General features: G+C 59.0%; 17 protein-coding genes and 1 tRNA gene. 7 read left to right on the top strand and 11 right to left on the bottom strand.

What is annotated here, in order from left to right:
- Positions 1-27: 27 nt before the first annotated feature.
- Positions 28-345: a hypothetical protein gene (locus MRBLRC7O_RS13020; protein ID WP_003507229.1), complete on the bottom strand. Its 318-nt coding sequence runs from the start codon at positions 343-345 to the stop codon at positions 28-30.
- A gap of 219 nt (positions 346-564) precedes the next feature.
- Between MRBLRC7O_RS13020 and MRBLRC7O_RS13015 the strand changes: the two genes are divergently transcribed.
- The 3 genes from MRBLRC7O_RS13015 to dnaJ all read left to right on the top strand — a co-directional run bounded on the left by MRBLRC7O_RS13015 (position 565) and on the right by dnaJ (position 4,078).
- A tRNA-Ser gene (locus MRBLRC7O_RS13015) sits at positions 565-654 on the top strand.
- Between the two features lie 296 nt (positions 655-950).
- The gene (gene dnaK / locus MRBLRC7O_RS13010) at positions 951-2,852 is read left to right on the top strand and encodes a molecular chaperone DnaK (RefSeq protein WP_080865696.1); all 1,902 of its coding nucleotides are present in this window, start codon (positions 951-953) and stop codon (positions 2,850-2,852) included.
- An 89-nt stretch (positions 2,853-2,941) separates the two neighbouring features.
- Positions 2,942-4,078 carry a molecular chaperone DnaJ gene (dnaJ, locus tag MRBLRC7O_RS13005; protein ID WP_004439156.1) on the top strand — a complete coding sequence of 379 codons (1,137 nt, stop codon included), beginning with the start codon at positions 2,942-2,944 and terminating at the stop codon, positions 4,076-4,078.
- A gap of 67 nt (positions 4,079-4,145) precedes the next feature.
- On the opposite strand, the gene MRBLRC7O_RS13000 is transcribed toward dnaJ, so the two are convergent.
- The 9 genes from MRBLRC7O_RS13000 to polA all read right to left on the bottom strand — a co-directional run bounded on the left by MRBLRC7O_RS13000 (position 4,146) and on the right by polA (position 15,110).
- Positions 4,146-4,697 (bottom strand): DUF924 family protein, encoded by a 552-nt coding sequence (locus MRBLRC7O_RS13000; protein WP_080865694.1) that lies wholly within the window; start codon positions 4,695-4,697, stop codon positions 4,146-4,148.
- A gap of 13 nt (positions 4,698-4,710) precedes the next feature.
- Complete coding sequence (locus MRBLRC7O_RS12995; RefSeq protein WP_035213112.1) at positions 4,711-4,923, bottom strand: SlyX family protein; 213 nt, start codon at positions 4,921-4,923, stop codon at positions 4,711-4,713.
- Positions 4,924-5,071: 148 nt separating this feature from the next.
- Positions 5,072-6,577, bottom strand: a complete 1,506-nt coding sequence (locus MRBLRC7O_RS12990) for a tripartite tricarboxylate transporter permease (protein WP_003507211.1) — start codon at positions 6,575-6,577, stop codon at positions 5,072-5,074.
- A 9-nt stretch (positions 6,578-6,586) separates the two neighbouring features.
- On the bottom strand, positions 6,587-7,048 hold the full coding sequence (locus MRBLRC7O_RS12985; RefSeq protein WP_035213079.1) for a tripartite tricarboxylate transporter TctB family protein: 462 nt from the start codon (positions 7,046-7,048) through the stop codon (positions 6,587-6,589).
- Between the two features lie 97 nt (positions 7,049-7,145).
- Entirely contained in the window at positions 7,146-8,129 is a 984-nt protein-coding gene (locus MRBLRC7O_RS12980; protein WP_060723017.1) for a tripartite tricarboxylate transporter substrate-binding protein, read from the bottom strand.
- A gap of 197 nt (positions 8,130-8,326) precedes the next feature.
- Entirely contained in the window at positions 8,327-9,673 is a 1,347-nt protein-coding gene (locus tag MRBLRC7O_RS12975; RefSeq protein WP_080865692.1) for a sigma-54-dependent transcriptional regulator, read from the bottom strand.
- Complete coding sequence (locus MRBLRC7O_RS12970) at positions 9,670-11,472, bottom strand: sensor histidine kinase (RefSeq protein ID WP_060722720.1); 1,803 nt, start codon at positions 11,470-11,472, stop codon at positions 9,670-9,672. Before MRBLRC7O_RS12970 ends, MRBLRC7O_RS12975 begins: the two co-directional genes overlap by 4 nt.
- A gap of 186 nt (positions 11,473-11,658) precedes the next feature.
- Positions 11,659-11,844, bottom strand: a complete 186-nt coding sequence (gene rpmF, locus MRBLRC7O_RS12965; RefSeq protein WP_003507205.1) for a 50S ribosomal protein L32 — start codon at positions 11,842-11,844, stop codon at positions 11,659-11,661.
- A 266-nt stretch (positions 11,845-12,110) separates the two neighbouring features.
- Positions 12,111-15,110 carry a DNA polymerase I gene (gene polA / locus MRBLRC7O_RS12960; RefSeq protein WP_060727128.1) on the bottom strand — a complete coding sequence of 1,000 codons (3,000 nt, stop codon included), beginning with the start codon at positions 15,108-15,110 and terminating at the stop codon, positions 12,111-12,113.
- 415 nt (positions 15,111-15,525) lie between these two features.
- Here polA and MRBLRC7O_RS12955 point away from each other — a divergent pair, with 415 nt between their 5' ends.
- Together MRBLRC7O_RS12955 and MRBLRC7O_RS12950 are read left to right on the top strand one after the other, a co-directional pair.
- Positions 15,526-15,960, top strand: coding sequence for a MarR family winged helix-turn-helix transcriptional regulator (locus tag MRBLRC7O_RS12955; RefSeq protein ID WP_162690800.1), 435 nt, complete (start codon positions 15,526-15,528; stop codon positions 15,958-15,960).
- Positions 15,961-16,126: 166 nt separating this feature from the next.
- On the top strand, positions 16,127-17,518 hold the full coding sequence (locus tag MRBLRC7O_RS12950) for a dipeptidase (protein ID WP_080865688.1): 1,392 nt from the start codon (positions 16,127-16,129) through the stop codon (positions 17,516-17,518).
- A 400-nt stretch (positions 17,519-17,918) separates the two neighbouring features.
- Here the strand turns inward: MRBLRC7O_RS12950 and MRBLRC7O_RS12945 are convergent, their stop codons facing one another.
- A complete protein-coding gene (locus MRBLRC7O_RS12945; protein WP_003492998.1) occupies positions 17,919-18,128 on the bottom strand; it encodes a cold-shock protein in 210 nt (69 codons plus the stop codon).
- A gap of 477 nt (positions 18,129-18,605) precedes the next feature.
- On the opposite strand from MRBLRC7O_RS12945, the gene MRBLRC7O_RS12940 reads away from it, so the two are divergent.
- Both MRBLRC7O_RS12940 and MRBLRC7O_RS12935 read left to right on the top strand, forming a co-directional pair.
- Entirely contained in the window at positions 18,606-19,064 is a 459-nt protein-coding gene (locus MRBLRC7O_RS12940) for a YbaK/EbsC family protein (protein ID WP_003507196.1), read from the top strand.
- 146 nt (positions 19,065-19,210) lie between these two features.
- Positions 19,211-21,505 carry a transglycosylase domain-containing protein gene (locus MRBLRC7O_RS12935; protein WP_065694863.1) on the top strand — a complete coding sequence of 765 codons (2,295 nt, stop codon included), beginning with the start codon at positions 19,211-19,213 and terminating at the stop codon, positions 21,503-21,505.
- Positions 21,506-21,565 lie beyond the last annotated feature (60 nt).

The raw sequence follows: 21,565 nt of genomic DNA, 5'->3' as shown, positions 1-21,565 counted from the left end.
GGGCGCGCGCAATTCGGCTGACACAAGTCAGGCTGACAAACGCCTCATCGGCCTGTGTTTCCTGTACCCCGCCATCCAGCAGAGCAGGGAAAGCGCCAGGGAAACGGCAAATGCGGGCACCGCCGTCAGGGCGTTTTCAATGAAGCGCCACGCTTCAGGGTGAATATAGTGAGCCAAGGCCGCTTCCACCATGGTGCGGGAAGCAGGAAGAAGATAGTTCCAGACGGACAGGATGCCGGTGATGTCGATCGAGGATGTGGAAACCGAGCGGATCGAATCGAGCACGCCCAGAAAAACCGCCGCAACGAGGAAAAGAAAGCTCAAAAACCGCAAAAAAGCTTTCATTGGTATACCTCGCTCACGATCTGCCGGTCAGACAGCCACTTTTTGAAACCTATAATGCATCGATAAAGGTGGGAAAACCGGTTTGCAATCGCGTCGGAACACAGGAAATTGCCGACATTTCAAAAAACTGTCAGATTCGTGTTGATCCCTGCGAATTCATCGGTATATATCGCGCCGTTCCAGTGATTTGCATTCTTCATGACATGCAGACTTGAAAAAGGACAGGTGGCCGAGTGGTTTAAGGCGCACGCCTGGAACGCGTGTGTGCGTGAAAGCGTACCGTGGGTTCGAATCCCACCCTGTCCGCCATTTCACCTCATCTTCACCGACTTACATATGAACCTTGGTGTTGCCGACCGTGTTGCAAGGACGTAGCGTCAAAGTCGCGTTTTTCCGCTTCCGCATGCGTTGATGGCTATGCTTCTGCACAGACAAGGGATTCATCCGCTTTTTGCTGCTCTTACCCCTCTCTTGCGCCTTGCAGCAGGAAAAATCGCTCCTTATATACGCCGCATAACTGCAGCGAATACTGCAAATCCAAGTCAAGGAGTTGTCAATGGAATGCCTCACGGGGTTCCGACGGCTCGCTTCAAGGAGAGAAGAGCATGGCAAAAGTAATCGGTATCGACCTTGGCACGACCAATTCCTGCGTCGCAGTGATGGACGGCAAGGACACGAAAGTAATTGAAAATGCGGAAGGCGCGCGCACCACGCCGTCCATGGTGGCATTTTCCGACGATGGCGAACGCCTTGTCGGCCAGCCGGCCAAGCGCCAGGCGGTCACCAACCCGACCAATACCCTGTTTGCGGTGAAACGCCTTATCGGCCGCCGTTACGAAGACCCGACCGTCGAAAAGGACAAGGCTCTTGTCCCCTTTGAAATCGTCAAGGGCGACAATGGCGACGCATGGGTGAAGGCTCAGGACAAAAATTATTCCCCGTCGCAGATTTCCGCGATGATCCTTCAGAAGATGAAGGAAACGGCTGAATCCTATCTCGGTGAAAAGGTCGAAAAGGCCGTCATCACCGTTCCGGCCTATTTTAACGACGCCCAGCGTCAGGCAACCAAGGATGCCGGCCGCATTGCCGGTCTGGATGTTCTGCGCATCATCAACGAGCCGACCGCGGCAGCGCTTGCTTACGGCCTCGACAAGAAGGACGGCAAGACCATCGCCGTTTACGACCTTGGCGGCGGCACCTTCGATATTTCCGTTCTGGAAATCGGCGACGGCGTTTTCGAAGTGAAGTCCACCAATGGTGATACCTTCCTTGGCGGTGAAGACTTCGACATGCGTCTGGTCGAATATCTGGCCGGCGAGTTCAAGAAGGATCAGGGCATCGACCTGAAGAACGACAAGCTTGCCCTGCAGCGCCTCAAGGAAGCTGCCGAAAAGGCGAAGATCGAACTGTCGTCCTCGCAGCAGACCGAAATCAACCTGCCGTTCATCACGGCTGATGCTTCCGGTCCGAAGCACCTGACGCTGAAGCTGACCCGCGCCAAGTTCGAAAGCCTGGTGGACGATCTGGTGCAGCGCACCGTCGCCCCTTGCAAGGCTGCCCTCAAGGATGCCGGCGTTACCGCTGCCGAGATCGATGAAGTCGTTCTCGTTGGTGGCATGAGCCGCATGCCGAAGGTACAGGAAGTCGTCAAGCAGCTGTTCGGCAAGGAGCCGCACAAGGGCGTGAACCCTGATGAAGTGGTTGCCATGGGCGCCGCCATTCAGGCCGGCGTTCTGCAGGGCGACGTCAAGGACGTTCTGCTTCTCGACGTGACCCCGCTGTCGCTCGGCATCGAAACGCTGGGTGGCGTCTTCACCCGTCTGATCGATCGCAACACGACGATCCCGACGAAGAAGAGCCAGACCTTCTCGACCGCCGAAGACAACCAGTCGGCCGTGACCATCCGCGTTTCGCAGGGCGAGCGTGAAATGGCCCAGGACAACAAGCTGCTCGGCCAGTTCGACCTCGTCGGCCTGCCACCGTCGCCGCGCGGCGTTCCGCAGATCGAAGTCACCTTCGATATCGACGCCAACGGCATCGTGCAGGTTTCGGCGAAAGACAAGGGCACCGGCAAGGAACAGCAGATCCGCATCCAGGCCTCCGGCGGTCTTTCCGACGCCGACATCGAAAAGATGGTCAAGGACGCCGAAGCCAATGCCGAAGCCGACAAGAAGCGTCGCGCCGGTGTGGAAGCCAAAAACCAGGCCGAAAGCCTCATTCACTCCACCGAAAAGTCGGTGAAGGAATATGGTGACAAGGTTTCCGAGACCGACCGCAAGGCAATCGAAGACGCCATAGCCGCCCTGAAGACCGCTGTCGAAGCCGCCGAGCCTGACGCAGACGACATTCAGGCGAAGACCCAGACCCTCATGGAAGTTTCCATGAAGCTTGGTCAGGCCATTTACGAAGCGCAGCAGGCGGAGGCCGGTGATGCTTCTGAAGGCGGCAAGGACGACGTCGTCGACGCCGACTATGAAGAAATCAAGGACGACAAGAAGTCCGCATAATCGCGTGACTTCCCGTCTCCTGACAACATATGCAAGACATCCGGCTGCCGAGTGCAGCCGGAAATCCATTTGCGGGGCTTGTTAACTTAATGGCGAAAGCAGACTTTTACGAAACACTCGGCGTCAGCAAGACCGCGGACGAAAAAGAGCTGAAAAGCGCCTTCCGCAAACTCGCGATGAAGTACCATCCGGACAAGAATCCTGATGATGCCGATTCCGAACGGAAATTCAAAGAAATCAACGAAGCCTACGAAACGCTGAAGGACCCGCAGAAGCGCGCGGCCTATGACCGTTTCGGCCACGCCGCATTTGAAAATGGCGGCATGGGCGGCGGTGGCGGCTTTGGCGGCGGCGGTTTCGCCAATGGCGGCTTCTCCGACATCTTCGAGGACATCTTCGGCGAGATGATGGGTGGTGGCCGTGCGCGCCGCTCTTCCGGCGGGCGCGAACGCGGCGCCGATCTTCGCTACAACATGGAAATCACGCTGGAAGAAGCCTTCACCGGCAAGACGGCGCAGATCAGGGTTCCTACCTCGATCACCTGTGATGTCTGTTCGGGCTCTGGCGCCAAACCAGGTACACAGCCGAAGACCTGCGCTACCTGTCAGGGTTCCGGCCGCGTGCGCGCAGCACAGGGCTTCTTCTCGGTGGAACGCACCTGCCCCACCTGCCATGGCCGCGGGCAGACGATCTCCGATCCGTGCGGCAAGTGCCATGGTCAGGGCCGTGTAACGGAAGAGCGCTCGCTCTCGGTCAACATTCCCTCGGGTATCGAAGACGGCACCCGCATTCGCCTGCAGGGCGAAGGCGAGGCCGGCATGCGCGGCGGTCCGGCGGGCGATCTCTATATCTTCCTGTCCGTGCGTCCGCATGAGTTCTTCCAGCGCGACGGTGCCGATCTTTATTGCACCGTACCGATCTCCATGACGACGGCAGCGCTTGGCGGCACCTTCGATGTCACGACACTCGACGGCACCAAGTCACGCGTCACGGTTCCCGAGGGCACCCAGCCGGGCAAGCAATTCCGTCTGAAGGGCAAGGGCATGCCGGTGCTGCGTTCGGCGCAGACGGGCGATCTCTATATCCAGATTCAGATCGAGACGCCGCAGAAACTCAGCAAGCGTCAGCGCGAGCTGTTGCAGGAGTTCGAGCAGCTCTCCTCGAAGGAGAACAATCCGGAATCGACGGGCTTCTTTGCCCGGATGAAGGAATTCTTCGACGGCTGATTTCCGCCGGTCCCAAGCTTTTAGGACGCCGCCATCCCTTGAGACTGGCGGCGTTTTCGTTTTGGGCTCAGCCGGAAAAGCCGCCTTCTTCCAGATATTGCCGTTCTTCTGATGTCGTTTCCCGCAGCAATATGTCGTTGCGATGCGGAAAACGGCCGAAACGTTCAACGATATCGCGATGCTCTTCGGCATGATGAAGATAAAGCCCGCCGAGCGGCTGGTTCAGGTCGCAGGCACGCCGCTGGGCGGCGATATCCTCCGCATGGGAAAAGGGCAGGTAGAAGAAGACGCGCAAATCCTCGCTCACGGCCTGATCATGGCCACGGCGAATGGCCTCGTCGGCGAAAAGCCGCGCCAGGGGGTCTGTGGCATACATGTGGGCGGTGCCACGAAAACAATTGCGCGGAAACTGATCCAGCAGAAGCATCAGCGCAAGGCTGCTTTCCGCACCCTCCAGCCAGTCATCCAGTTCGCGCCGTGCTGCCGCGAAATGGGTATCGCGGAAACGGTCGTGGAAATGACTGTCGAAGGCGGCATCCTTGTCGAACCACTTGTCCGGCCCGGCCTTCTTCCAGAAATCGACGATATCGGCGGCAAGCGCGGCTGTGTCGTTTTTCATCTGCTCTTCCCTATCAATAATGCGGCGGCCGGGTGATCGCAGGCGCGTCCAGCGATTGCTCCTCAAGGCTAAGGAACCTCTCCGTCAAGCGGTCGAGCTTGGCGCGGGTCTGCTCCACCACCTTCCACTGTTCCGCCAGCTGGTCGGACAGTTCCTCTATCACCTTCACCTGATGCGCGACCGTCTCCTCGAGCGCGATGATCCGTTTTTCGGTTTCCGATGTCATATCGACCTCTCTTTCCAGCCCTTCCTTGGGCCTAAAAGCTTGCGAGTCAACCATATGTCGCTTTCGTGAAGCGAATTCGTCATGGTGATCCGGAAACGGAAAAAGCCGGCGATGTTTCCATCGCCGGCGTCGGGAAGTTTGATATTGCTTAGTCTTCTTCTACGAAAACCTCTTCTCGTTTCTTCTTCACGCTTGGCAGGAAGACGACGATCAGCACGGCCAAAGCGATGAAAAGCAGTGTGGCGCTGATCGGCCGGGTGACGAAGGTGGTTGGATCACCGCGGGACAGGATCATCGCGCGACGCAGGTTTTCCTCCAGGAGCGGGCCAAGCACGAAACCGAGGAGCAGCGGCGCCGGCTCGCAGCGCAATTTCACCAGCACGTAGCCGATGAAGCCGAAGAAGGCGACGGCATAGAGATCAAAGACGTTGGAATTGACGCTATAAACCCCGATGGCGCAGAAAGCCATGATGATGGGGAACAGCACGTAATAGGGCACCGTCAATAGCTTAACCCACAGCCCGATCAGGGGCAGGTTCAGGACAACGAGCATCAGGTTACCGATCCACATGGAGGCAATGATGCCCCAGAACAGCGCCGGCTGCTCGATTGCAACGTTTGGACCCGGCACGATCCCCTGAATGATCATCGCCCCAATCATCAGCGCCATCACCGGATTGGCGGGGATGCCGAGCGTGAGCAGCGGGATGAAGGAGGTCTGGGCGCCGGCATTATTGGCCGATTCCGGACCGGCCACACCGGCCACCGCGCCATGCCCGAATTCCTCCGGGTTCTTGGAGACGCGTTTTTCCACCGTGTAGGACGCAAAGGCCGCGAGGATGGCGCCGCCGCCCGGCAGGATGCCGAGCGCGGAACCGATGGCCGTGCCGCGTAGCACCGGGCCGACCATTTTCCGGAAATCCTCCCGCGTGGGCATCAGCCCGCTGACCTTGGCGATCAGCACCGAACGGGTGCGCTCGTTTTCGAGGTTGCGCAGGATTTCGGCGATACCGAAGACACCCACAGCCACGGCGACGAAGTTCAGACCATCGGCATATTCGCGGATGCCAAGGGTGAAACGCGGCGTACCACTATAGATATCTGTGCCGACCAGACCGAGCAGCAGACCAAGCACGACCATGGCCAGCGCCTTGACGATGGAGCCATGGGCAAGGGCGATGGACGAAACGAGGCCGACGACCATCAGCGAGAAATATTCCGCTGCACCAAACTCCAGCGCAATTGCGGTCAGAGGCGGCGCAAAGATCGCCACGAGGAAGGTGGAAACCGTGCCGGCAAAGAACGAACCGATGGCGGCAATAGCGAGAGCAGCCCCTGCCTTGCCCTTGCGCGCCATCTGATAACCATCGATGGCGGTGACGGCAGAGGAGGATTCGCCGGGCATGTTGATCAGGATGGCCGTGGTGGAACCGCCATATTGCGCGCCATAATAAATGCCGGCGAGCATGATCAGCGACGAGACGGGCTCGAGCTGAAAGGTGATGGGCAGCAGCATGGCAATGGTCGCCGTCGCGCCGATGCCGGGCAACACGCCGATCAGGGTGCCGAGCAGCACGCCGATCAGGCAGAAGAACAGGTTTGCCAGCGATGAGGCAGTGACGAAACCGAGAGCAAGATTATCAAGCAAATCCATCGCAGCACCTCAAAATTTAAGCCAGGGGCCGAAGCGCTGGAACGGCAGGCCGAGACCGTAATTGAAAACAGCGACGGAGAAGGCCGTGATGGCTGCGGAAAGAATAATCGCCATGATCGGACTCATCTTGTGCGAGGCAAAGGAGGCGATGAGCGCGCTAAAAAACAGCGCCGGCACGAAACCAAGACCCCGGACAGTAAAACCGAAGAAGATCGGCGCGGGCAGGATGAAGAATATGCCACGCCATGCGATCGCTCCGATCCCTTCCCCGGCCGGGCGGGCTGAGCGGAGGAATATGATGCCACCGAGCAGAATGAGGATAATTGCCAGAACGAGCGGGAAATAGCCCGGCCCCATACGAAAGGCGGTTCCGATCTCCAGCCCATAGGACTGCAAGGCGAAAAAGACGCCAAGTCCCATAAAAATTGCCCCGCAGACTGCCTCGGCAGGGTCATTAAATAATGACTTCATGAAAGATGCCCCTCCACCGCGGCCGGCATCACACCGGTCCGCCTGTTAAAATGATCACGGTCGACCGGCGGCGATGCCGCCGGTCCTTCCGCGTTCATCAGTCGGCATATTGGCCGGCAGCTTCGATCACCGGCTTCCAGCGGGCGATTTCGCTTTCGAGCTTGGCCTTGAGTGCCGCCGGCGTCGCATCGCTTTCCGAAGAGGGCGTGGTGCCCAGTTCTGCAAAACGAGCCGCGACATTCTTGTCCTTCAGCGCGACCTGCAGCGACTTGGAGAGCTTTTCGTTGATTTCAGCCGGCGTGCCCTTGGGCGTATAGATGCCGTGCCAGATGCCAACCTCAAGCTTCGGCAGGCCCGCCTCGACGACCGTCGGCACGTCAGGCAGCACGTCCAGCCGCTTGGCCGTGGTTACGGCATAGGCTTTCACGGTTCCGCCCTGAATCTGCTTGGTGGTGTTGGTGGTCTGGTCGCACATGATGTCGACCTGGCCGCCGAGCAGATCGGTCATGGCCGGCCCGGTGCCCTTATAGGGAACGGTGACCAGTGGCGTCTCGATGGCGCTCATGAACAGCATGCCGCAGAGATGCGAGGCAGCGCCAATGCCGGCATTGGCAACCGTGACCTTGTCCTTGTTCGCCTTGGCGTATTCGATCAGACCCTTCAGATCCTTCGTCTCAAGGGTCTTGCGCGACAGGATCGTCATCGGCACTTCGGTGACGAGACCAACATATTCGAAGGCGTTCAGTGTGTCATAGGCGAGCTTGCGGTAGAGCGTGGCGCTGGTGGCCATGCCGATATGGTGGAGAAGGACGGTGTAACCGTCCGGATCGGACGATGCCACACGACCAGCACCCAGCGTGCCGCCTGCGCCGCCGACATTTTCGACGATGATCTGCTGACCGAGATCCTTGGACATGGATTCAGCAACAAGACGCGCGACCGTATCCGTCGGGCCGCCGGCTGCAAAGGGCACGACCATGGTGATGTTGCGCTCTGGATAGTTCTGAGCGGATGCGGACAGCGCAAAAAGGGAAACGGCAGCGGCGGCAGCAAGGCCGGTGACTGTCTTCAGTATTTTCATCGATTCCTCCCGGATGAAAATGTTCGCCACTTCAGCCGCGCATGCTCCTCCATGGCGACCGGGGTGACATATTTGCGATCCGGGATTGCCGTTCAGCAATGGCGGTATTGCACCGGGATGCGCTTTTATCGCTATCGCGAGAGGCAATGGGTGGATTTCGACCCATAAGCACCTATTCATGGGTGGAAATCCACCCACTACACCTCGGTCATGTGCCGGTGCAGCCCGTATTTCTGCATTTTTTCATAGAGCGTTTTGCGCGAAATGCCGAGCGCCTCATAGACGGATTTCAGATTTCCGCCGTGGGCGGCAATTGCATGTGCGATCAGGCTCTTTTCATAAGCCGCGACCCTTGCAGCAAGAGCCGCTTTTCCGTCAGCCTGAAACGGCAACGACCCTTCGGAAACGTCGCTTTCCAGGCCGAGAACGAAACGGTCCGCGGCATTGCGCAATTCACGCACGTTGCCCGGCCACTCACGAAGGGAGATGGCCGAGAGCAGATTTTGCGGCACCTCCATGTCTTCCCGCCCGTAGCGCGCAGCAGCTTCCCGCACGAGATGCAGGAAGAGGAGCGGTATGTCGGCACTGCGCTGCGAGAGAGATGGCACGAGAAGTGTCGCCACGTTGAGCCGATAAAGAAGATCGGCACGGAACCGGCCAGCCGCGACTTCCTGTTCCAGATCCACCTTGCTTGTGGCGATGAAGCGAACATCGAGTTCGACCGTTTCATTCGAGCCCAGACGGGTAATCACCCGTTCCTGCAGGACACGCAGAAACCGGCCCTGCAATTCGAAGGGCATGGAGCCGATCTCGTCCAGCAGGATCGTGCCGCCGCGGGCATGTTCGAACTTGCCGTAGCGCGGGCGCAGCGCGCCCGGAAACGCACCCGCCTCATGACCGAACAATTCGCTTTCGATCAACGTCTGCGGGAGGGCGGCGCAATTGATCGCAACGAAGGGCCGGTTGCTTCTGGCACTGATATCGTGAAGCGCGCGCGCCACGACCTCCTTGCCCGCGCCCGTATCGCCGACGATCAGCGTATCGGCGTCCGTCGCGCCAATCGCGCGGATGCGGTATCGCAGATCGACCATGATCTGGGTTCTGCCGGGCAGACGTGTTTCGAGATCGTCGTGCTTGCCCGCCACCGCCTTCAGGCGGCGGTTTTCCAGCACCAGCGCCCGCCGGTCATTCGCCCTTTTGATGATGCCGGCGAGATATTGCGGCGTGAACGGCTTTTCGATGAAATCATAGGCACCGTTGCGCATGGCGTTGACCGCAAGCTGCACATCACCATGGCCCGTCATCAGGATGACAGGTATTTCCGGATCGAGCTCGCGCACCTTCTGCAGCAACGTCATGCCATCCATGCCGGGCATCCTGATATCGCTGACCACGACGCCATCAAAGCTGTAACCGATGAGTTCGAGCGCATGCTCGGCACTCGCGAGCATGGTGACGGCAAAGCCGGAAAGCTCCAGCGCCTGCGCGGTGGAAAAGCGCAGCTCCTCCTCGTCATCAATCAACAGGACCCGCGACATGGTCATTCCGCAGCCGCCTCCACACGCCAGGCGGCGGCTGGCAATTCGATCTCGAACTCCGCCCCACCCTCTTCATGGTTTCTCACCCGCAACTGGCCGCCAAAATCCTTGATGATATTATAGGAGATGGACAGGCCCAGACCGAGGCCGCGTCCCACACCCTTGGTGGTGAAGAAGGGATCAAAAATGCGCTCCGAAATCGCCGCCGGCACGCCGGGACCACGATCGCGGATAAAAATCGATACCATCTGGCCATGCTGGACGGCTTGCAGCGCAATATGGCGATCCTCGCGCCCTTCCACAGCATCGGCCGCGTTGGAGATGATGTTGACGAGCACCTGCTGCAATCTCACCGGGCCGGCTTTCACCGCAAGCTGCACCGGCCCGAGATCAACATCCAGCACCGCATCGGCGGCCTTCAACCGCGCACCGACAATTTCGAGCGTATCCCGAAGCACCGCCTCCAGACCCACCGCTGCCATTTTTTCGTTGGGCTTGCGGGCGAAATTCCTGAGATGCTTGCTGATCGACGCCATGCGGTCGATAAGGCCTGAAATACGCCTGAGGTTTTCCGTCACCTCTTCCAGCCGCCCGCGCTCCACGAGAAGCGAAGCATTTTCGGCATAGTTCTTGGCCGCGGCAAGCGGCTGATTGAACTCATGCGACAGCGCCGCCGACATCTGCCCGAGGGCTGCAAGCTTACCGGCCTGCACCAGATCGTTCTGCATCTTGCGCAGCTGTTTTTCCGTCTGGCGGCGTTCGGCGATTTCGTGTTCGATCTCCTGGTTCACCCGCGCCAGATCGGCAGTGCGCTCCTCCACCCGGCGTTCCAGTTCCGCCTGCGCCTCTGCCTGATGGATCAGCCGTTCGCGCAGACGCCGCCGTCTTTGCAGCATGGCCGCAATCACGGCGGCGGCCAGACACAGGCACAGGATTATCGCGATCATCGCGGTCTTGACCTGCGTCCTGAGCGAACCTGTATCCATCAGCACGCTGACCGTCCAACCGGCATCGGGCATGGGCTGTGACAGGAGCATATATTCCCTCTCGCCGTCGTCCTGGACGATCGTCATCAGCTGATGCGAACCGAAATTGCCGTTTTTCAGCGGCAGTTCCTTGAGGGTGGCATTGGCATACCGGCGGGAAGCCTCCGTTCGTGCCAGCCGTTCGGGCGTCAGCGGCATCAGACCGGAATAAAGCCATTGCGGCGTTCCGGTCATGAAGATGATGCCCTCAGGGTCCGAGACCAGAATTCGGTTCTCACCATCGCCGAATGAGGCCTCTATGCCTTCAATATCGACCTTGAAGACGATGACGCCCTTGATTTCCTCATTGAAGAGGATGGGCGCGGAAAAATAATAGCCGCGCTTATGGGAGGTGGTGCCAAGCGCGAAGAACCGCGACTGCAAGCCCTTCGCGGCATCCTGAAAATAAGGGCGGTAGCTGAAATTCTCACCAACGAAACTCGTCGGACCATCATAGTTGCTGGCGGCGATGGTCTCCCCGTCGAGCGTGATGATGTAGATATCGGAGGATTCCAGCAAGGTGTTAATAGATTTGAGGTAGACATTGGCGCGCTGGCGCAGTTCGGCATCCTTGGGATGTGCGACCAGTTCCTCAATGTCGTCGTGATCGGCGATCAAGGCGGGCAGCGGTTCGTAACGGTTCAAAAGCCCGCCGAGAGCGGAGACAGCCAACCGGAGGGTCGTGCGGCCCTGCTCGGACATTTCGCCGAAATAGCTTTCCGCAATGATGCCGCCGCCTCTCGTCACGGCGCCATAACCGAGACCGAAGCTGAGAAGCATCAACAAAATCCAGCGATATTTCACCGAAGCTCCCCTCCTGTTGCAGGCATCAAACCTGCTCTCCCTAAAAGAGTGTAGGTGGAGCGGCCGAATTTTCCAAGTGAGCGGAAAAGGCAGCCAGACAGTCCAAAAAACAAAAAACCGGCCACGAGGACCGGTTTTTTGCAAAGATGATTTCAGAAAAGCTTATGCGCTTTCCTTCGGCGTCAGAACCTGACGACCGCGATACATACCGGTCTTCAGATCGATATGGTGCGGACGGCGCAGTTCGCCGGAGTTCTTGTCTTCAACGTAGGTCGCAGACTTGAGACCGTCAGCCGAGCGGCGCATGCCACGCTTGGACGGGCTTGTTTTTCTTTTTGGTACAGCCATTTTTGTTACTCCACTTAAGCGGCGAAACAACGGAACCGGCCAGAACCAAAGGCCGAATGTCGGATGTCTCGATATCGGAAATTTGGCGCGCTTATACATGCCCAAACGGGCTTTGACCAGCCCTGACGCGCATTTTTTCCGATTCAGCGGAATAAGCGCAACAAGCGATCGTCAGGCATCGCAAATCATGGCTCACGTCTTATCGAAAATGACGCGCTCCTTGAAGTGGTTCATGTCCCGGAATTCACAGAAAGCCGGTTCGCCGATCAGTGCGCCTCATCCCAATTGTCGGCCGCGCGAGCATCCACTTTCAGCGGCACCTTCATCGAAATCGCCGGCATGGCCGCGTTTTCCATGACAGAGACGACGACGGGCAAGGTCTTTTCGATCTCCGCTTCCTCGACTTCGAAGATGAGTTCGTCATGCACCTGCAACAGCATGCGGGCGGAAAGTTTTTCCGCCTCCAGCGCGGGCTCGATGCGGACCATGGCACGGCGGATGATATCGGCAGCCGAGCCCTGGATCGGCGCGTTGATGGCCGCGCGCTCGTTGAATGCTTTTACCGAAGGATTGGAAGAGCGAATTTCCGGATAATGCGCGCGGCGGCCGAAAATCGTTTCGACATAACCGTTTTCGCGGGCGAAGGCCTTGGTCGCCTCCATGTAGTCGCGAATACCGGGAAAACGCTCGAAATATTTCTTGATATAGTCGCCTGCTTCGGAGCGGGCGATGCTGAGCTGATTGGCAAGGCCAAAAGCGGAAATGCCGTAGATGATGCCGAAGTTGATGGCCTTGGCGCGGCGGCGCACTTCCGACGGCATGCCTTCGACAGGCACGCCGAACATTTCCGATGCCGTCATCGCGTGAATGTCGATGCCGTTTTCGAAGGCGTTGCGAAGCTGCGGAATATCGGCGACATGAGCCAGCACGCGCAGTTCGATCTGGCTGTAATCGGCCGACAGAAGCTTGTGACCCGGCGTGGAGATGAAAGCCGTGCGGATCTTGCGCCCTTCGGCAGTGCGGACCGGGATGTTCTGAAGGTTCGGTTCCGAGGAGGACAGGCGTCCCGTGGTGGTGGAGGCGAGCGCATAGGATGTGTGCACCCGCTTCGTTTCGGGATGGATATATCCCGGCAGCGCATCCGTATAGGTCGATTTCAGCTTCGTCAGCTGCCGCCAGTCGACAATCTTGCGCGGCAGTTCGATACCTTCCGCCGCGAGATCTTCCAGAACCTGCGCCGATGTCGACCATTGGCCGGTCTTGGTTTTGGAACCACCCGGCAGGCCCATCTTGCCGAAAAGGATATCACCGAGCTGCTTTGGCGATCCGATATTGAAACGCTCGCCTGCCAGCTCGTAGATTTCCTCTTCGAAGGACGCAGCCTTCTGCGCGAGTTCGCCGGAAAGGCGCGAGAGAATCTGCCGGTCGATGGTGATGCCGCGCTCTTCCATATGCGCCAGAACCGGCACGAGGGGGCGCTCCAGCCGCTCATAGACCTTGGTCAGCCGTTCCGACACAAGCCTCGGCTTCAGCGCCATCCATAGCCTTAAGGTGACATCCGCGTCTTCCGCCGCGTAGGCTGTCGCCTTGTCGATATCGACAAAATCGAAGGTGACGCTCGACTTGCCCGATCCCGCCACGTCCTTATAGGCGATCGGCGTGTGGCCAAGCCAGCGTTCGGACAGCGAATCCATGCCGTGCGTGGCCTTGCCGGCCTCGAGAACATAGGAAATCAGCATCGTGTCGTCGAAGCTCTGCATGACGACGCCGTGGCGTTTCATCAGCAGATAATCATATTTGAGGTTCTGGGCGACTTTCAGGACAGCTTCATCTTCGAGCAGGTCCTTCAGGCGCGCCAGCGCCTCGGCAAAGGGCACCTGCCCCTCCGCCATTCTGATGCCATCGCTGAAGAGATCGCCGCCGGAGCCGGTCTTGTGCGTCAAAGGAACATAAGCGGCCCGGATATCGGTGCCCGTGGCATCCTTGCCATTATCGGCAATGGCCAGCGAAAAACCGACAAGTTCGGCCTGCATCGGATCGAGCGAGGTCGTTTCCGTATCGAAGGCGACAACGCCCGTCTCCCGGGCCGCCGCAATCCAGCGGTCGAGCGTCGGAAGATCCCTGATCGTTAGATAGGCTGTCGTATCGATCTTGGCGGCGGAAAAAAGCGCCTGTCGCGCTGCGGCCAGATCGGCGGGCGCGCTGCCCTCCCCCGTTACTTTTCTTGCCGGAGCGGCGGGCGAAGCCGCGGCGCCAGCGGTGTTAGTGGCCACTTCACCAGCCTGAACGGCAGGGGCTGGCGCATCAAGATCGGGACCATGGGCATCGGCACCCCATTGCACTGGCACATTGGCAGGGTCGATGGCAGAAGCGTCGGTTTCGGTCGCCTCGGCCACCCGGCGTGTCAGCGTCGTGAACTCCATCGCCTTCAGGAAGGCGATCAGTTTCGGCCCGTTCTGCGGTTCGAGCACCAGAGCTTCAAGCGACTGCTCCAGCGGCACATCAGTCCTGAGCGCCACAAGCTGTCTGGAAAGGCGGGCAAGTTCCGCATTGGCGATGATATTCTCCCGCCGCTTCTGCTGCTTGATTTCGCCAGCACGGGTCAGGAGGGTATCGAGATCGCCATATTCCTCCAGCAACTGCGCCGCCGTCTTCGGGCCGATGCCGGGAATGCCGGGCACATTGTCGGTGGAATCGCCGGTCATCGCCTGCAGGTCGATCATCTTTTCAGGGCCTACGCCCCACTTCTCGATGACATCAGGAATGCCGATCTGCTTGTCCTTCATGGCGTCGTACATGTGTACATTGGCCGTGACGAGCTGCATCAGATCCTTGTCGGAGGAGATGATGGTGACATCGGCGCCGATCGCTTCGGCCTGCCGGGCATAGGTGGCGATGATATCATCAGCCTCGAAGCCTTCCGTCTCGATGCAGGGAAGGTTGAAGGCCCGCGTCGCTTCGCGGATCAGGCCGAATTGCGGCACCAGATCTTCCGGCGGTGCGGTGCGGTTGGCCTTGTAGAGATCATAAAGCTCGTTGCGGAAGGTCTTCGATGAATAGTCGAAAATCACCGCGAAATGAGTAGGCGTCACGCCGACATCGGTATTGCGCGCATCCCTCAAGAGCTTCCACAACATGTTGCAGAAGCCGGAAACGGCGTTGACCGGCAGCCCGTCCGACTTGCGGTTCAGCGGCGGGATTGCATGGAAGGCCCGGAAAATGAAACCGGAACCGTCAACGAGGAAGAGATGATCGCCTTTTTTCATGGGTAGCATGGATAGCGCGGGGCCGTTTTGACGTCTACCGAAACTTCGCACAACGCACCGTAAAGCGCGGGGAATGGGGCTCCAGCACAGACCTGCAAAATTCACCTGAACGTTACCGATTTGTAATCCGCCCTTCCCTTGAAAAGCCGCATTTGCAGACACATTTCATAAGGGACGGCGCCTGATCACGCCGTAGTCTGATAGCTGGCTCGTCCCCCGCCGCGTCAGACCGGACAAAGGCCTTTCCCCCTCTCCGGGCCTTTGTCCTCCAATATGACCGCCATGGCCGACCCCTCCCGGCCATGGCGGTTTTATTTTATGCGCCGTTTCGGGCTGGCCTAAACATATCATGCGATATATATCGCGCTATTGAATTGCCGGGCTGAGCCGGCCGTGATGTTTTATGGGCGGAAAAATGGGTTTTTCCCGGGACGAATCGGCGATCTATCTCGCCTCGAAAATGGCGCGGGAATTCACCATGGCGCTGCAGAAAAGAGCCGCCGCCCTGGGTTTCTCGCCCGGACAATTCCCCATTCTCATCGAACTTTGGCATGAGGACGGCCTGACGCAGCGACAATTGCTTGATAGAATCGATGTCGAACAGGCGACGCTCGCCAATGCGCTCTCACGCATGGAACGCGACGGGCTGATCATCCGCAAATCCCATCCAAGCGACCGCCGTGCCCAGATCATCGAGCTGACACAGCGCGGCAGGGATCTGGAAGCCAATGCCATTGCAGCTTCCGAAGCCACCGAAGATGCACTGCTCAAGGATTTCCGGCGTTTCGAGAGACAGCTTTTGCTGGAATATATGCGCCGGGCGATCGAAAGCGCCAAAAAAGCGAAATAGCATTTACAGCCCGAAACCACTTCGCACTTTCCCTGAACTGCTCTATCGTTCCGGCGGCCGCACGTTTGCCGATTCACGACGCGCCGGCCCCCTTGTTTCCCGCGATGCGCGATGCCCGGATGTTTCGTCTTATCGCCGGGTCACGACAGACATGACAGGATCAGCGATGACAGACGTTTCCCCCATTCTTTCCACCGCCGACGACAATCTCACCTCCAGCCTTGAGCGACTGTTCGAGCTCGTACGCATTCCGTCGATTTCGACGGACCCCGCCTACAAGGCGGAATGCCGCAAGGCGGCGGAGTGGCTGGTCAGGACGCTTTCAGCGCTCGGCTTTACGGCCTCCGTGCGCGATACGGCCGGCCACCCTATGGTGGTGGCGCATCATGATGCGGCCACCAAGGACGCGCCGCATGTGCTTTTTTACGGCCATTATGACGTACAGCCGGTTGATCCGCTCGAGCTCTGGGAAAACGATCCGTTCGAACCCGCCGTAAAGGATATCGGCGCCGGCCGCCAGGTGATCACGGGACGTGGTACGGCAGACGACAAGGGCCAGCTGATGACCTTCGTCGAAGCCTGCCGCGCCTATAAGGCAGTGAATGGCGGCCTGCCGGTGCGTGTCACCATTCTTTTTGAAGGCGAAGAGGAATCCGGCTCGCCGTCGCTGAAGCCTTTCCTCGAAGCCAATGCGGAAGAACTGAAGGCCGATTATGCGCTGGTCTGCGATACCGGCATGTGGGACCGGGATACGCCAGCCATTGCTGCGGCCCTTCGCGGCCTGGTCGGCGAAGAAGTCGTCATCACAGCAGCCGACCGCGATCTGCATTCCGGTCTGTTCGGTGGGGCGGCGGCAAACCCCATCCACATTCTCACCGATATTCTCGCCGGCCTGCATGACGAGACCGGCCGGGTAACTCTTTCAGGCTTTTATGACGGCGTGGAAGAAACCCCAGCCAACATCAAGGCCTCCTGGGAAACGCTGGGCCGCACGGCCGAAGCCTTTCTCGGCGAAGTAGGCCTTTCGGTTCCCTCGGGCGAAAAGGGTCGCTCCGTGCTGGAGCAGACCTGGGCGCGACCAACGGCGGAAGTCAACGGCATTATCGGCGGCTATACCGGCGATGGTTTCAAGACCGTGATCGCCGCGAAAGCCTCCGCCAAGGTGTCTTTCCGTCTCGTCGGTGAGCAGGACCCTGCGGCCATTCGCGAAAGCTTCCGGGGCTATGTGCGCTCGAAAATACCCGCCGACTGCTCCGTGGAATTCCACGAACATGGCGGTTCACCCGCCATCCAGCTGTCCTACGACTCGCCCGTACTGACCAAAGCCAAAAATGCGCTTTCGGAAGAGTGGCCAAAGCCTGCCGTCGTCATCGGCATGGGAGGCTCGATCCCGATCGTCGGCGATTTCCAGAAGATGCTGGGAATGGATTCGCTGCTTGTGGGCTTCGGACTTACCGATGACCGCATTCATTCGCCGAATGAAAAATACGACCTGCAGTCGTTCCACAAGGGCATCCGCTCCTGGGTCCGCATTCTCGACGCACTCGCGGCAAAATAATCCGGAAAAAGAGGAGGCGCCGAATATTCGGCGCCTCCTCGGTACATAAACAAAAAGGCCGGGCAAGCCCGACCTTTCCATCCGTTTTTCGTCAATGCCAGTACATCCGTGGTCAAAGCGTTCAAACGGTCTGATGCTCCAGAGCGCGCCAAAGATATCGACGCTGCTTTCCGGCTTAGGATCGGCTGCTTTGGTTAATCTTTGGTTAACGCAACAGCAGCGGCACTTTTAAAAGCGCCATTCCCGGCAGTTCCGATCCGGAGCACTGTTGAACCCTATATTGGTATGTCGTCCGGCTTTTTCAAGAGTGGCCGGCCCAGTCCCTTCCTGCAAAAGAAAAAGGCCGGAAAAATCCGGCCTTTCCATTCATGCGAATGACCCTTTCGGGCCAAAGCGCTTATCAGGCAGCAACGAGGTTGCCTGCGGACATCTTGCCCGAGCGACGATCCTGCATCAGCTCGTAGGAGAGCTTCTGGCCGTCGTTGAGGGCGGTCAGACCAGCGCGCTCAACAGCGGAGATGTGAACGAATACGTCCTGCGAACCGTCGTCAGGCTGAATGAAGCCGTAGCCCTTGGTTGCGTTGAACCACTTTACTGTACCAGTCGCCATAACGATTTCCTTCCGTTGGCAATTGTATTTGCACTGCGAGCAGTGCGGACTTAGGTCGAATTTGAAGGAAAGATCGTCGTGTGCACCCAAAAAGGCGCCGAAGCTCTGGTCGTCAAACAAATATCGATGGCCGAACACCTAGGTTGGCAGGGGCGAAAAGTCAAGTTTCTTTGAAAAACGCGGCGATCTTTGTGAGCCGCCGGCCACCCAAATCCGTTGGAAACAGGGCCCTAAACAGCAAAAACCCGGCGCGGGAGGAGGTGCGCCGGGTTCTTGAAACTGACTGACAATTGGGAGGAGGAGTATTGTCAGTCCAATCGGGCGACGCTGGGAGGAGGAGTGCGTCGCTTCGATGGTTTGAAGATACAGGATATCAGCTTAAAAAACAGACGTTTCATCGCAGCGCAGCATTGCGCATAATGCATAGCTACTTCAGGGTGACTTGAAGCTTCTCCGCGTAACGCCTAATAAATACGCATGTCTATCGAATCCGTCAGAGCCTTCTTCACCGAAAAGTCGCCCGAAGTGACCGTGATTGAAACGGAAGCGAGTTCAGCGACGGTGGCGCTGGCCGCCGAAGCACACGGCGTCGACCCCGACCAGATTGCGAAAACGATCTGCCTGAAGGCGGGCGACACCATTCTTCTCGTCGTCGCCGCCGGCACGAAACGCCTCGACAACCGGAAATTCCGCGATCATTTCGGAGCAAAGCCGCGCATGCTTGGACCGGATGAGGTGGTTGCGGTGACCAGCCATCCCATCGGCGGGGTGTGCCCTTTCGGCCTGCCCTCGACCCTCCCGGTGTTTTGCGACATATCACTGAAAAACTATCGTGAGGTAGTTCCCGCGGCCGGCGCCACCAATGCGGCGGTGAAGATTTCACCCGATGTGATGGCCGAACTGACGGACGCGGAGTGGGTCGACGTCTGCCAATGACGCTGATTTGATGCGGCCGGGACTTAACCCCGCCTTAAATTGCCGCATTTAAACTCTTCATCCTGGATTAAGGATCGCGCAGGCATAGAAGCCTGAAACCCGAATGGGATGCGCGCGGTTTCGCGAATAGGAGCGACTTCGGCTGGATGGCAGGCAAGGGTAAATCACGCGAACGGGTAGAACCTTCCTTCGGGGATTTCCATGAGTCCGGTGACGACCTGCGCCTTGACGCCAGCGAGCGCATCAGCGGAACCACAAAGCAGCAGGCCAGGAAACCGAAGCCGGCATCCGGCCGCACCAAATCCAGCAAAAAAGAAAAGCGCACCCGCAGTTCCGGCCGTGGCGCGACGGGCTTCCTCCGCTCCCTCGTTTATTGGTGTATCGTACTCGGCATCTGGGGCGGCATCGGCGTTGCCGGTCTTGTCCTTTATTATGGCGCGCGCATGCCGAGCGCCAGCAGCTGGTCCATTCCCGAACGCCCGCCGAATGTGAAGATCGTTTCGGTGAATGGCAGCGTGCTTGCCAATCGCGGCACCACCGGCGGCGAGGCGCTCGCGCTGGAGGACATGTCACCCTATATTCCGCAGGCCGTGATGGCGATCGAGGACCGGCGGTTCTATTCGCATTTCGGCGTCGATCCGCTGGGTCTTGGACGCGCTATCGTAACGAATGTCCTGACGGGGCGAACGGTGCAGGGCGGCTCGACGCTGACACAGCAGCTGGCAAAAAACCTGTTCCTCTCGCCGGATCGCACGCTGGAGCGCAAGGTTCAGGAAGTGCTGCTGTCTTTCTGGCTGGAGCATGAATTCACCAAGGACCAGATTCTCGCGATGTATCTCAATCGCGTCTATTTCGGCTCCAATGCCTATGGCGTCGAGGCGGCCTCGCGGCGCTACTTCAACAAATCCGCGCGCGACGTCAATCTGGGCGAAGCGGCAATGCTGGCCGGGCTTCTTAAAGCGCCCTCGCGCCTTTCGCCGGCGCGCGATCCGCAGGCGGCGGAAGAGCGGGCGCAGGTCGTGCTGCAATCCATGCGCGATGTCGGCTTCATCACGGACGACGAAATCAAGACCGCCATGTCGCAGCCGCCAACCAAGGCGAAACGTTTCTGGTCCGGCGCCGAACATTACGCCGCCGACATGGTGCTGGAGGAGGTGCGCAACCTGGTTGGCGAGGTGAAGCAGGATATCGTCGTCGACACGACGATCGATCCCAATCTCGAGCGCGATGCCGAAAAGGCGCTGACCCACGTGCTGCAGGGCGACGGCAAGAAACAGGGCGCCTCGCAAGCGGCCCTTGTTTCCATTGATGGCACGGGTGCAATCCGGGCCGTGGTAGGCGGGGCTGATTATGCCGAAAGCCAGTTCAACCGCGCCGCCAAGGCAAAACGGCAACCCGGCTCCGCATTCAAGCCCTTCGTTTACGTCGCCGCGCTCGAATCCGGGCTTACCCCCTATACCATCCGTAATGACGCGCCTGTTCGTATCGGCAACTGGACCCCGGAAAATTACGAGAAGAAATATCGAGGCGAAGTGACACTCGCCACCGCGCTCGCCAATTCGCTGAACACCATTGCCGCGCAGCTGGTGATGGAAGTGGGTCCTGATCGTGTGACCCAGGTGGCACATCGCATGGGCATCGAATCCGAGCTGCAGAACAATGCCTCCATCGCGCTCGGCACCTCGGAAGTGTCGCTGATGGAGCTGACGGCCTCCTACGCCCCCTTCATGAATGGCGGCTACAAGGCGACGCCGCATATCGTCAAACGCATCACCGACGCCGACGGCAAAGTGCTTTACGAAAACAAATATGACAATCCGCCTCGCGTTCTGAGCGAAGAGATCGCCGCGACCATGAACAGCATGCTGTCGCGCGTTATCACCGAAGGCACCGGCAAGGCGGCAAGGCTGCAGGGCTGGCAGGCGGCTGGAAAATCCGGCACGACGCAGTCCTTCCGCGATGCACTTTTTGTCGGCTACACAAGCAACCTGACCACCGGCGTATGGTTCGGCAATGACGACGGCACATCAATGAAAAAGGTCACCGGCGGCGGGCTTCCGGCAAAGGCGTGGAAAGATTTCATGACCGCCGCCCATTCGGGGCTTTCACCCTCGCCGCTCTTCGGGCTTGGCGCAGGCGGCGTGCCGCCGCTTGGGGAAATGCAGCAGCCGGCACCGGAAAACCCGCCCTCCTCCATCGGCGATATCATTTCCAATGCGCTCGGGGGCGGGACGCCGGATACGCGCGCCTATCCCCAAGCCCCCATTGCGCCGAACCCGAATCAGCCGGATGTGCCGATGCCGCCGGCAAATATCCCTTCCCGCGATATCGAGCCCGGCTATTCAGCCGGCAACGGGCCTGTACCACCCGCCGATATCGGCGGTCAGGCGCCATCCGGACCAAAGCAGACGACCCTGCTCGATATTCTGATGGGAAACTGACGGCATAGCGTGGCCGGCAGGCGCTGATCTCACGGGCGGTGACGATGACGTCATTGTCGC

The sequence above is a fragment of the Agrobacterium radiobacter genome (genome assembly GCF_040801995.1).
Lineage (GTDB): Bacteria > Pseudomonadota > Alphaproteobacteria > Rhizobiales > Rhizobiaceae > Agrobacterium > Agrobacterium radiobacter.
This window is presented reverse-complemented; position numbering and strand designations above follow the sequence as displayed.

Bases quoted from the DNA above. Each gene is read 5' to 3' on its own strand.
- MRBLRC7O_RS13020 (WP_003507229.1), bottom strand. From the start codon at position 345: ATGAAAGCTTTTTTGCGGTTTTTGAGCTTTCTTTTCCTCGTTGCGGCG.
- dnaK (WP_080865696.1), top strand. From the start codon at position 951: ATGGCAAAAGTAATCGGTATCGACCTTGGCACGACCAATTCCTGCGTC.
- dnaJ (WP_004439156.1), top strand. From the start codon at position 2,942: ATGGCGAAAGCAGACTTTTACGAAACACTCGGCGTCAGCAAGACCGCG.
- MRBLRC7O_RS13000 (WP_080865694.1), bottom strand. From the start codon at position 4,697: ATGAAAAACGACACAGCCGCGCTTGCCGCCGATATCGTCGATTTCTGG.
- MRBLRC7O_RS12995 (WP_035213112.1), bottom strand. From the start codon at position 4,923: ATGACATCGGAAACCGAAAAACGGATCATCGCGCTCGAGGAGACGGTC.
- MRBLRC7O_RS12990 (WP_003507211.1), bottom strand. From the start codon at position 6,577: ATGGATTTGCTTGATAATCTTGCTCTCGGTTTCGTCACTGCCTCATCG.
- MRBLRC7O_RS12985 (WP_035213079.1), bottom strand. From the start codon at position 7,048: ATGAAGTCATTATTTAATGACCCTGCCGAGGCAGTCTGCGGGGCAATT.
- MRBLRC7O_RS12980 (WP_060723017.1), bottom strand. From the start codon at position 8,129: ATGAAAATACTGAAGACAGTCACCGGCCTTGCTGCCGCCGCTGCCGTT.
- MRBLRC7O_RS12975 (WP_080865692.1), bottom strand. From the start codon at position 9,673: ATGACCATGTCGCGGGTCCTGTTGATTGATGACGAGGAGGAGCTGCGC.
- MRBLRC7O_RS12970 (WP_060722720.1), bottom strand. From the start codon at position 11,472: ATGCTTCTCAGCTTCGGTCTCGGTTATGGCGCCGTGACGAGAGGCGGC.
- rpmF (WP_003507205.1), bottom strand. From the start codon at position 11,844: ATGGCTGTACCAAAAAGAAAAACAAGCCCGTCCAAGCGTGGCATGCGC.
- polA (WP_060727128.1), bottom strand. From the start codon at position 15,110: ATGAAAAAAGGCGATCATCTCTTCCTCGTTGACGGTTCCGGTTTCATT.
- MRBLRC7O_RS12955 (WP_162690800.1), top strand. From the start codon at position 15,526: ATGGGTTTTTCCCGGGACGAATCGGCGATCTATCTCGCCTCGAAAATG.
- MRBLRC7O_RS12950 (WP_080865688.1), top strand. From the start codon at position 16,127: ATGACAGACGTTTCCCCCATTCTTTCCACCGCCGACGACAATCTCACC.
- MRBLRC7O_RS12945 (WP_003492998.1), bottom strand. From the start codon at position 18,128: ATGGCGACTGGTACAGTAAAGTGGTTCAACGCAACCAAGGGCTACGGC.
- MRBLRC7O_RS12940 (WP_003507196.1), top strand. From the start codon at position 18,606: ATGTCTATCGAATCCGTCAGAGCCTTCTTCACCGAAAAGTCGCCCGAA.
- MRBLRC7O_RS12935 (WP_065694863.1), top strand. From the start codon at position 19,211: ATGGCAGGCAAGGGTAAATCACGCGAACGGGTAGAACCTTCCTTCGGG.